Raw genomic sequence first — 9,895 nt, forward strand, 5'->3', positions numbered from 1 at the left:
TGTGCGTCGAGACGCACGAGACCTGGCTGGAGGACAGCCGTTACCTGAACATGACGCTCCTTTCGGAGCAGAAAAAGGAGGCGTTGAGACTGGCCGCCTGAAGCGGCCGCGCGCTGTCGTCATCGCTCCGGGCTACGCCCTCCGCGACAACGACAGCGCAAACAGGATCAACCAATTACCTGATCACCAATTTGCACAACTTGACGCACACAACTGCCGCCGCCGATCCTCGACGCCGAAGCGCTCTGGGTCATCCTCACCGGCATGCTCGGCATCGCCGGCATGCGGACGGTGGAGAAATTCAAGGGGGTGGCAAGGTAGCTTAGGCCGCGATCAGCCCAGGCTCGGCCATGCGTGGCGAGCCAGAGACCTTGCTACGCCTTTGCCTCACGCCCCCGGTTCTGCTGGCCCAGCGCCGGCAGGGCCGGGGGCTTGGGCGTTTGAAGGGCGCTGCACGGCCCTGCCCACCACGTTGACCGCTTCCAGCATCGCCTGCGGCGACAGATGCGCATAGCGCATCGTCACCTTGGGGTCGTAGTGGCCCAGGAGCTTTTGCACTTCGAAGAGGCTCCTGCCCGCGTTGATGAGGAAGGAGGCAAAGCTGTGGCGCAGGTCGTGCAGCCGCACCTCGGGCAATCCTGCCTGCTTGCGGATGGAGTCCCAGGCGTAGAAGATGGACACGGGCGGCTTGCCGGTGGCGGGGTTGACGAAGACCCAGGGGCAATCCTCCTGCCGGGCGGCGCGGATCTGGCGCAGGATAGCCAGCGCCGCATCGGAGAGCGGCACCACGTGGGTCTTCTTGGACTTGCTGCGGCTAGCCGGGATGGTGAGGATGCGCCGCTCGAAGTCGATTTCCTCCCAGCGGGCATCGAGCAGCTCGCGCTTTCTGGCGCCGGTGTAGAGCAAGAGCTGGATGATCTGGCCGACCTGGGTGTTGCGGTTCTTCTCGATCACCGCCAGCAGACGCTGCGCTTCCTCAGCGGAAAGATAGCGCTCGCGCGCGCCGTGATCCTCGAAGAGCTCCACGCCCACGCAAGGGTTGGCATCCTTGGGCAAGACCTCCCAGCGGATGGCGCAGTTGTAGATGAACTTCAGAAGCACCAGCGCCCGGTTGCAGGTGCCCGCGGCGTAGCCCTGCTCTTTGAGGCGCTGGTGCCAGGCGATGACATCGGCGCGGCGGATGCGATCCATGCGCCAAGCGCCAAAGGCCGGCAGAATATGGTGCCTGAGCATGGTGGCGTCGGTGGCCCAGCTGCGCTTGCGCTGGCGGGCGTAGGGCAGATAGCGTTCCTCGACGAAGGCTTGCAGCGTGGGCGGATCGTCAAAGCGCCGCTTCTCAAGCCCGGGGTCGCCGCCTGCATCGAGCAGGGCGCGCATCTGGTAAGCCTTGGCGCGGGCATCCGCCAGGGGCATCTCATCGAGGCGGCCGATGCGCTCAAAGCGCACCTTGCCCTGGTGCCGGTAGCGGAAGTAGAAGGTGGCCCCGCCCGAGGCGCGCAGCTCCAGCACGAAGCCCTTGATCTCGGCATCGAAGAAGTGCGCTGCGCCGGAAGGCGGAACGAACTCGGGCAGGCGGTTGAGGAAGTCCTGGGTGAGGCTTACCCTTGGCATGCGCATGGCCTCCTGTGTGCCTGAGCCATACTGCCATAGCCGGGCCAAGACAGGCAGCGGGCTTGGGTGCTAGACTGTTTGCCCCGATCCAGCCCAGTGCAAGCCAACCAGAACCATGACCACCGCCGCTGACATCTCCTGGGATGACCTCAAAGCGATGATTGCCTCCTTGGCTGAGTCCAGCAAGGAGACTGACAGGCGCTTGCGTGAAACCGATGAGCTCATCCGCGAGCTGCGCGACTCCAGCAAGGAGACCGACCGCCGTTTGCGTGAAACCGACGAGCTCATCCGTGCGCTGCGCGATGCCGATGACCGCATCGACCAGCAGCTTGAAAAGCTCGGCAAGGAGATTGGCGGGCTCGGCAACAAGTTTGGCTACTTCACCGAGGGGCTGGCGCTGCCCTCATTGGAGCGCATCCTGACCGAGCGCTTCGGCATGGAAAACATCTCGCCGCGCCACCGGGTGCGCCGGGGCAAGCGCGAGCAGGAATACGACGTGCTGGCCTGGGCCAACGGCGAGATCAACCTGGCTATCATCGTGGAGGTCAAAAGCCGGGTAGAACGAGCCGCCATCGAGCAGCTTATCAGGCAGCTTGAGCAGCTGCCCGAGCTGATGCCGGAGCTTGCTGGCAAGGCACGCATTGGCATTCTGGCGGGGGTGGAGTGGCAGCCTGGGGTGGCCGAGGAAGCGCAGAGCTTGGGCCTCATGACTGCAACCATCCACGATGAAATCTTCGATCTGACGGTGCCCGAAGGTTTTGAGCCCAAGCGCTGGTGATGCGGGTCAGAGGTTGGTATGAGCTCGGTATGACGAGCTGGCCAAGCATCACCAGCAGAGCAGAAATTCGGCGCTAACCCTTTGATCTGCCAAAGAAAACTTTGGCCAGGCGCGGCATTGGCGGCATAGGGCCGCAGGTGGTATGAGCGTGGTATGAGAAGGCGCGGGCAGCCCACGGGTGTCGGCCTAAGCCTTTGATCTGTCGAAGGCTTGCGGGTGGCTGGCTGTTTCGCTCACTAAAGATGTGAACAAAGTCGAAGGTACGGCTGGCAACGACGTCATCGAGGGTTTGTTCGGCAACTCGAACAACGCCACCTTCAATGCTGGCGACACCATCGATGGCAAGGGCGGCAACGACACCCTGAACCTCATTGCCAACGGCAACACCGCGTCCGACCCGGTTACCGTCAAGGACATCGACCTCATCAACGTCCAGGTGGCCACTACCGTCGGCGGTGGTGCTACGCTTGACGCCTTGCTCTTTACCGGCGTTGGCGCCATCCACAGCAAAGACTCGGTGGGTGATTTGACCATCAACAACCTCAAGCTCGGAACGGCAGTTGGTATCAACAACAGCACCAAGAACTTGACGGCCACCTTCACTGGCACCAGCGGCACCAGCGACGAAGTCACGGTCGAAGTGAACAAGGCCGGCAGCAAGTCTGGCAGCACCACGACGCGCTCCACCATTGATGTAGGCAGCGGCAACACCATCGAAGCCGTCAAGCTCAACGTGCTCGGCGCTGACAACTACATCACCATCAACGGTGGCAACACCAACAAGACCCTCACCATCGTCGGTAATGGCACGGGTGTGGCCGACATCAACACCACCAACGTCGTCACCAAAGTCGACGCCAGCGCCTACAAAGGCAAGCTGGACCTGACCCTGGGCGGCACCTCCAACGTCACCGTCATCGGCACCGCGCAAGACGACACCTTCCGCTTCGGCACCACGCTCAACAGCGCCGACACCATCACCGGCGGCGACGGCACCGACACCTTGCGCGCCACCCTCTCGGCCACCCAAACCCCCACCGTCAGCGGTGTGGAAAAGGCCGTGCTCACCTTCACCGGTACCAATGGCAACTACAACGCCAGCAAGACCAGCGGCATGACGGTGGTGGATGTGATTTCGAAGAGTGGCAACAGTGACCACATCTCCATCTCGGGCGCCAAGGCAGAGCTGGCCACCATCAACGCCCTGCGGCAGAGCACAGGCGATGGTGCCAATCCCTTTGGCAACATCACCGTGGCCTACGCCAGCGGCGCCAAGGCCGACGCGACACTCAACATCGGCGGAGCGGCCGCGCATAACGTTAGCAATGTGACGATTTCAAACGCCACCACGGTCACGGTGCAGTCCAAAGATAAGGATGCCACCATTGGCGGCACGCAGACCTACAACGACGCGACGACGCTCAACTTCATCGCCAAGGATGGGACGCTGACGGGTAGTGGTGCTATCACCGCCGATAAAGTCGAGACCCTCAACGTCACGGCCGATGGCAAGGACGTGAATATTGGTCATGCCAGCAACAGCTTTGACGGCCTCAAGACCCTCAACGTCACCGCCAGCGGCGCCAAGGCAACCGTGCATGCGGAAGCGAGCCCCGGTACTGCCGGAACCAACATCGCCATCAGCGAGGTCAATGTCAAGAGCGCCAACGCGAGCGGCGAGGTCGATGTGACCGTAGAAGGTGATATGGCGGCCGCAGCTGATACCTTTACCATCTCCACCGTCAACTTCGAGGTCAACGGCACCTCCGGCGCCCAGACGCTGAAAATTGTCACGGACTCCAACAACGCCACGATTGCCGCGCTCAACGTCAATGCTGCGGAAAACGCCACGGCAACCGTGGTCTTGGATGAAAGCGGCACTGGTGCGGGCTACACCATCCAAGGCGGCGTCTTCCAAGGCAAGGGCAACATCGTCATTCAAGCCGATACCAACATCAACGCCATTGACCTTCGCAACATCGACCGCACCCTCCTTGGCAGCAGCTCGACCCTGACCATCGACGATGGCAACAACACGGCCCATATATACGGTACCAACGGCAACGATGTGATCAAGGTTGACAACGGTAACGTCACCGTTTATCTGGCCGACAGTTTGGCGTCGAATGGGAAGGACACGATTCAAAATTATGTCGGTTCTTTATCGAATGACAGAATCAATGTCCAGGCCTTCTTGAACTCGACACCCAACGCGGCAACGACGGCGGTTAACGGCTCCAGCAACGACCTTGATTTGGTGACGGGCGGCAATAACGTTGGCTACCTCTACAACGTCACCGGCGGCACACTTTCCGCCAACAAAGTGGTCACATCATCCACCACGGCAAACGGGAAAGTGATCCTGGCTGACAACCAAAAAGCGGTGGTGTTGGTGTCGGCGGTGGGCGGGAGTGGCAACCTCGCGTCTAATGACACGTTCAACGTCTACTACGTTTACGACGCTGACTCCAGTACCACCAGCCAGAACTTCGTGGTCGAACTCGTGGCTACCGTCACCGCTGGAGGCAACATTACCGCAGGCAATTTGTTGGCCAGCATTGTCTGATCGCGCAGGCCAACAACGCACCGGCTGCATAGCGGGTGCGTGAGGCGATAGCCCTTCAAACCCCGCCCTTCGCACGAGGGGCAGGGTTTTTTCCATAAGGGCCTTGCGGACATGCAGGGTCTTTACGGAAGAAACGACAAGGAGCCTTTGCCATCGCCAAGCCTGATCCAGCCCTGATCGCCGTGCTCATCAACCGCGAGCACAGCCGCCTGTCGAGCCAGTACGGTGCTAGGATTGACCGAGGCCGGCGTCGAACGGGCGCTTGCGCGCACGCTGGCCTACCGGAAGCTCGCGATGGTGGACTTTGCCAAAGCAATCCTGCCCAACGAGGACAAAATTCGCTTTGACGAGAAAGATGGCAATGACTAACATGCAGTCATTGCTATCAAGTGGGAGGCGCTCCTGTGGCAGCCTTGACGATTCGTCATGTGGATGATGCCATCGAGCAGGCCCTGCGCATGCGTGCCGCGCAGCACGGGGTGTCGATGGAAGAGGAGGCCCGCCGCATTCTGCGTGAATGCCTTGGTCCGCGTATCCCAACCGCAACCTTTAGGGCAGCGGCTGAAGCAGCGCTTTGCCGAGGTGGCCGATGCGGACTTTGAACTTCCAACGCGCCAGATCTCGCGCACGCCGCCGAATTGGGATGACACGCGGTGAATCTTCTCGACACCAATGTGCTGTCCGAATTCATGCGTCCGCAGCCCGCCGAAGCGGTGACGGCATGGCTGGATCGCCTCGACCCTGAACAGGTGTGGGTCTGCGCTGTGTGCCGCGCCGAAATCGCACTTGGGCTGGCGCTGATGCCTGCGGGCAAGCGCCAAGCGGCGCTGCACTACGCCGCTGTGGTGGCGCAGCGCATACGCGTCGGCCGCCCCATCAGCACCGAAGATGCGCAGATCGCCGCCATTGCACTGGCGCACAATTTCACCCTGGCGACACGCAACGTCTGCGACTTCGAAGGGATCGAGGGCTTGCAGATCACCAATCCGTGGCTCGCCGGCGCATGAACATCCTCTTCATCCATCAGAACTTTCCCGGGCAGTTCAAACACCTGGCGCCGGCCTTGGTGCAGCACGGCCACACGGTCGTCGCGATGACGATGCAAAAGACCGAAGCCAACGAATGGCAGGGCGTCAAACTCGTGCCCTATGCGGTCGGCCGCGGCACCACACCGAACGTGCATCCGTGGGTGAGTGACTTCGAGACCAAGGTCATCCGCGCCGAAGCCTGCTTCCGCGCGGCCTTGCAGATGAAAGTCCAGGGCTTCGCACCCGATGTCATCATCGCCCACCCCGGCTGGGGCGAAAGCCTCTTTCTCAAGGAGGTTTGGCCGCAGGCGAAGCTTGGCATCTACTGTGAGTTTTTCTACCACCCGCGCGGCGCCGATGTCGGCTTCGACCCGGAATTTGCGGTCGCAGAGCCGGGTGACGTCTGTCGTTTGCGCCTCAAAAACCTCAACAACCTGCTGCATTTCGAGGTGGCCGACGCCGGCATTAGCCCAACCCACTGGCAGGCCAGCACCTTTCCGCAGCCCTTCCGGGACAGGATCACGGTGGTGCACGACGGCATCGACACCGAAGCGCTGGCACCCAACCCCGCTGTGCGCCTCACGCTCAACGGCCAGCTGACCTTGACGAAGCGCGACGAGGTGATCACCTTCGTCAACCGCAATCTCGAACCTTATCGCGGCTACCACATCTTCATGCGGGCGCTGCCCGAGATGCTCAAGCGCCGACCGCAGGCCCGGGTGCTGATTGTCGGCGGCAGCGGCGTGAGCTACGGCGCCGCCCCCGAGCCAGGACGCTACGGGGGTCTTACGACTTGGCGTGAGATCTTCGCTGCCGAAGTCCGCCCGCAGATCAGCGATGCCGACTGGGCGCGGGTACATTTCCTCGGCAACATCCCGTACCAGTATTTCATCCCGCTGCTGCAGCTCTCAACCGTCCATGTCTATCTGACTTACCCCTTTGTGCTGTCCTGGAGTTTGCTCGAAGCGATGAGTGTGGGGTGTGCAATTGTGGCGAGCGACACCCAGCCGCTGCGTGAGGCGATCCGGCACGACGAGACCGGTAAGCTGGTGGATTTCTTCGACGTGGCGGGACTGGCCAACGAAGTCTGTGCGCTGCTCGATGATCCGGCCGCAAGGCAGCGGCTGGGCCAGAACGCCCGGCAGTTCGCGCAGGCGAACTATGACCTGCGCACGGTGTGCCTGCCGCAGCAGCTGGCGTGGGTGGAGGGGCTGGTGAAGTGAGCGTGTCGATCAAGCCCGGCGACCGGGAAGCTGATCCCGCCGCCAGTGCCGGTTGTGCCAGCGGCCGGGCAAGTAGCCGCAGGCGAAAAGCAGCGAAGTCCCTCCTAGATCGTTCCTCCTGAGCAAAAAAGCGCGGGAGAATACGTGAAGGGGCTTGCTTCGCTCAAGGATGATTGGCAGAATGTGCCATAAACCAGCCCATGGAGAATGTTATGCCCACACGCAACGTCGTACTGACCGACAGCCAAGCCAAGTTCGTCGAGCAGATGGTGGCCAGTGGTCGCTACCAGAACGCCAGCGAGGTGCTGCGCGAGGGCTTGCGCCTTGTGCAAGCGCGTGAAGCCGAGCAGGCCGCCAAACTCGCCGCTCTGCGCGAGGCGGTGGCGGTGGGCATTGCCGACATCGAGGCCGGGCGATATACCGAATTCAAAGATTCAGCGTCGCTGCGTGCGCACATCAATGGCATCAGCAAGCGTGTGTTGGCGAAACACGGATGAGCTGCTGGACGGTACGTCTGACCGATCGAGCTGCTCAAGATGTCGAAGACATCCTTGATTGGACGCTGGAGCAATTTGGGCCGTTGCAGCTTGAGTCCTACACCGACGTCATCAACGATGCGCTGGAGGCCTTGAACGCAGGGCCGCAGCTGATTGATGTGCGCTGGCGCCCTGAGTTGGGTGATGACGTAGCCACACTGCATGTGGCTCGCCATGGGCGCAAGGGTAGGCACCAGCTGGTGTTTCGTGTCGACGAAACGGCTTGCCTGATCGAAATACTGCGCGTCCTGCACGACAGCATGGATTTGCAGCGGCATCTGGATTCGTGATGTTGTGCGCTTCGGCCGACCTCGCCGCCATCGAGGCGGAATCCATCGGCTGGCTGCCGCTGAGGGACGGTGCTTATTTGCACGTGGGTGACCCGGAAGGCGATGTCATCACCGTGGTGGGTGTGCCGGATGCCAGCATGGCGGGGGTGAATGTGTTGTGGGTGGGGTGAGTTGTTCGGGCTCACCAGCACACATCGCAAGGGTGATTACGATGGATCGGATCAGCTCTCTCCGTCTCCCACCGCGCCACGCACTTGCCCCACGCGCAGCAAGCTCTTCAGGCGGGCCCGATACTCGTGAAGTGCTGTGTAGTCGAGCTGCAGGGGCGCTCCTGGGCTAACAGATACCTGCACGCCAGCAGCTTGCAGTCGATTGATACTGCGCTGGGTATAAGTACGATCCCCATGGGCAATCGCATTTCGAACAACTGCGACCTCGACTGCGCCAGCTTTGCCGTCCTTAACATCGTGCCAATTAGCCGCCGCAGCGTCTAAAAGGCGCTGCCCCCAAACCTCAATCCCACCGACGTCCGTCACATCATCTAAACCGAGTTTATCGGCTGCAGCCGCTTCAGCGAGAGCATAGTATGAGAGAAGAATGGACGCGTTGAGAAGCCAGGTATCAGACACCGCTTGGCGGTGCTGCTCAAGCGAGACTTGGTAGGTTGCCTTTCCATTTTCTGTACGGATTTTGGCTGATGAAGCATCTGCTAACTCCAGAGATTCCCAAAGCTGAGACTCTCGCGCGAAGGCGATCCGTGCACTCTCCAGAAAACGCGTGAGCCGACCCCATTCTGTCCAGATCAACGTTTGCTCCTTATTGCATGGGTCATTTGTAGGGGCTAAGCCCATTGTTCTTTCGGGCACTAATCACCGCACCCGCCCACCAGCCCTGAACCGATCATAGCTATCCTCCACCGGCTCCTCGTCCTCATCCCGCCGCCGCCAACGCCTCTCGGCCTCTGGCATCACCAGCAAGGTCAGCGCGTAGCCGTAGTTGCCAGCCACCACGGTCATCTCGGTGAGCGGCATGTCGGCCGGCTCGCGCGGGAACCAGACCTGGGCGCGGGTGACGTGCGTCTGTGGTGTGCCGGCGCCATTGCGGCTGTGTGCCAATGCGGATTGAGGCAGCTCGATGGTGTGTCTGCGCGTGGCAAAGAAGGCGCCGGACTTGAAGGCCGCCTCGTTCGATGCCGCCCACAGCATGTGGTCATCGCGGCTGGCCACCAGCACGGCGCGCTGCGGCGCAATCTCCAGCCAGCGGATCGCAGCAGCGGTGAGCGACACGCCATACCGGTCGGCGCAGTGCCCCAGCAGGTCAAAGCTCACGGTCTGGCCGTCCACCTGCCTGCGGAAATCATCCAGCGGCATCAGCAGCGCGGTGGCAAACTCGTCGGCCTCCTTCTCAATGTCGCGGCTGCCTCTGCCCTCGCCAGCGGTCTCGATGTCGCTGCTGCCGCAGGCGAACGCTTGCCGCTCGTGGCGATGCAGCAGGTAGTGCCCGAACTCGTGGGCGACTGTGAAGCGCTGGCGGCCCACGGAGCTTGCGGCGCTGTTGTAGAGGATCATCCACTTGGTGCGCTTTTTGTTGGCGGCCAGCAACCCCTCGAACCCGTCCAGGGCTGCGCCTTGGACCTTGGCAATCGGCGCATCAGGAAATCGCTGCTGGCTGTACTCGAGCGCCAGGTCTTCCACCGGCACCGGAAAGCGCTGTCAGGCGACACCGTAAATTGACCCCCTAGCGACACGAGGAACTGACCCCCTCGTTCGCAAGGAGGCCATCGTTGGAAACGAAGCACATTGAGGTAGATCCTGTGCGCCGTGTGGTTTGCGGAGTGCAGGAGATGTTGGAGCCGGAAGCGAT

General features: G+C 61.6%; 12 protein-coding genes. 9 read left to right on the plus strand and 3 right to left on the minus strand.

Going from position 1 to position 9,895, the window contains the following annotated elements; genetic code table 11:
* Nucleotides 1–387 precede the first annotated feature (387 nt).
* Nucleotides 388–1,611: a site-specific integrase gene (locus Tchar_RS12675; protein WP_161595535.1), complete on the minus strand. Its 1,224-nt coding sequence runs from the start codon at nt 1,609–1,611 to the stop codon at nt 388–390.
* Nucleotides 1,612–1,726: 115 nt separating this feature from the next.
* Here Tchar_RS12675 and Tchar_RS12680 point away from each other — a divergent pair, with 115 nt between their 5' ends.
* The 9 genes from Tchar_RS12680 to Tchar_RS13845 all read left to right on the plus strand — a co-directional run bounded on the left by Tchar_RS12680 (nt 1,727) and on the right by Tchar_RS13845 (nt 8,202).
* Entirely contained in the window at nt 1,727–2,389 is a 663-nt protein-coding gene (locus tag Tchar_RS12680) for a DUF3782 domain-containing protein (RefSeq protein ID WP_132962054.1), read from the plus strand.
* Nucleotides 2,390–2,633: 244 nt separating this feature from the next.
* Nucleotides 2,634–4,955 (plus strand): beta strand repeat-containing protein, encoded by a 2,322-nt coding sequence (locus tag Tchar_RS12685; RefSeq protein WP_144329362.1) that lies wholly within the window; start codon nt 2,634–2,636, stop codon nt 4,953–4,955.
* 225 nt (nt 4,956–5,180) lie between these two features.
* On the plus strand, nt 5,181–5,324 hold the full coding sequence (locus tag Tchar_RS13770; RefSeq protein ID WP_161595536.1) for a hypothetical protein: 144 nt from the start codon (nt 5,181–5,183) through the stop codon (nt 5,322–5,324).
* A gap of 89 nt (nt 5,325–5,413) precedes the next feature.
* Nucleotides 5,414–5,557, plus strand: coding sequence for a FitA-like ribbon-helix-helix domain-containing protein (locus Tchar_RS14345; RefSeq protein ID WP_408033617.1), 144 nt, complete (start codon nt 5,414–5,416; stop codon nt 5,555–5,557).
* A gap of 51 nt (nt 5,558–5,608) precedes the next feature.
* Nucleotides 5,609–5,962 (plus strand): type II toxin-antitoxin system VapC family toxin, encoded by a 354-nt coding sequence (locus tag Tchar_RS12695; RefSeq protein WP_144329363.1) that lies wholly within the window; start codon nt 5,609–5,611, stop codon nt 5,960–5,962.
* Entirely contained in the window at nt 5,959–7,206 is a 1,248-nt protein-coding gene (locus tag Tchar_RS12700; protein WP_144329364.1) for a glycosyltransferase, read from the plus strand. The genes Tchar_RS12695 and Tchar_RS12700 overlap by 4 nt, the downstream gene beginning before the upstream one ends.
* Nucleotides 7,207–7,418: 212 nt before the next feature.
* The gene (locus tag Tchar_RS12705) at nt 7,419–7,703 is read left to right on the plus strand and encodes a type II toxin-antitoxin system ParD family antitoxin (protein WP_144329365.1); all 285 of its coding nucleotides are present in this window, start codon (nt 7,419–7,421) and stop codon (nt 7,701–7,703) included.
* A complete protein-coding gene (locus Tchar_RS12710) occupies nt 7,700–8,032 on the plus strand; it encodes a type II toxin-antitoxin system RelE/ParE family toxin (protein ID WP_144329366.1) in 333 nt (110 codons plus the stop codon). Before Tchar_RS12705 ends, Tchar_RS12710 begins: the two co-directional genes overlap by 4 nt.
* On the plus strand, nt 8,032–8,202 hold the full coding sequence (locus tag Tchar_RS13845; protein WP_201739371.1) for a hypothetical protein: 171 nt from the start codon (nt 8,032–8,034) through the stop codon (nt 8,200–8,202). Before Tchar_RS12710 ends, Tchar_RS13845 begins: the two co-directional genes overlap by 1 nt.
* 51 nt (nt 8,203–8,253) lie before the next feature.
* On the opposite strand, the gene Tchar_RS12715 is transcribed toward Tchar_RS13845, so the two are convergent.
* A complete protein-coding gene (locus Tchar_RS12715; protein WP_144329367.1) occupies nt 8,254–8,838 on the minus strand; it encodes a hypothetical protein in 585 nt (194 codons plus the stop codon).
* A 63-nt stretch (nt 8,839–8,901) separates the two neighbouring features.
* Nucleotides 8,902–9,732: an ImmA/IrrE family metallo-endopeptidase gene (locus Tchar_RS12720; protein ID WP_144329368.1), complete on the minus strand. Its 831-nt coding sequence runs from the start codon at nt 9,730–9,732 to the stop codon at nt 8,902–8,904.
* Nucleotides 9,733–9,895: the final 163 nt, after the last annotated feature.

The sequence above is a fragment of the Tepidimonas charontis genome (genome assembly GCF_007556685.1).
Classification (GTDB): Bacteria; Pseudomonadota; Gammaproteobacteria; order Burkholderiales; family Burkholderiaceae_C; genus Tepidimonas; species Tepidimonas charontis.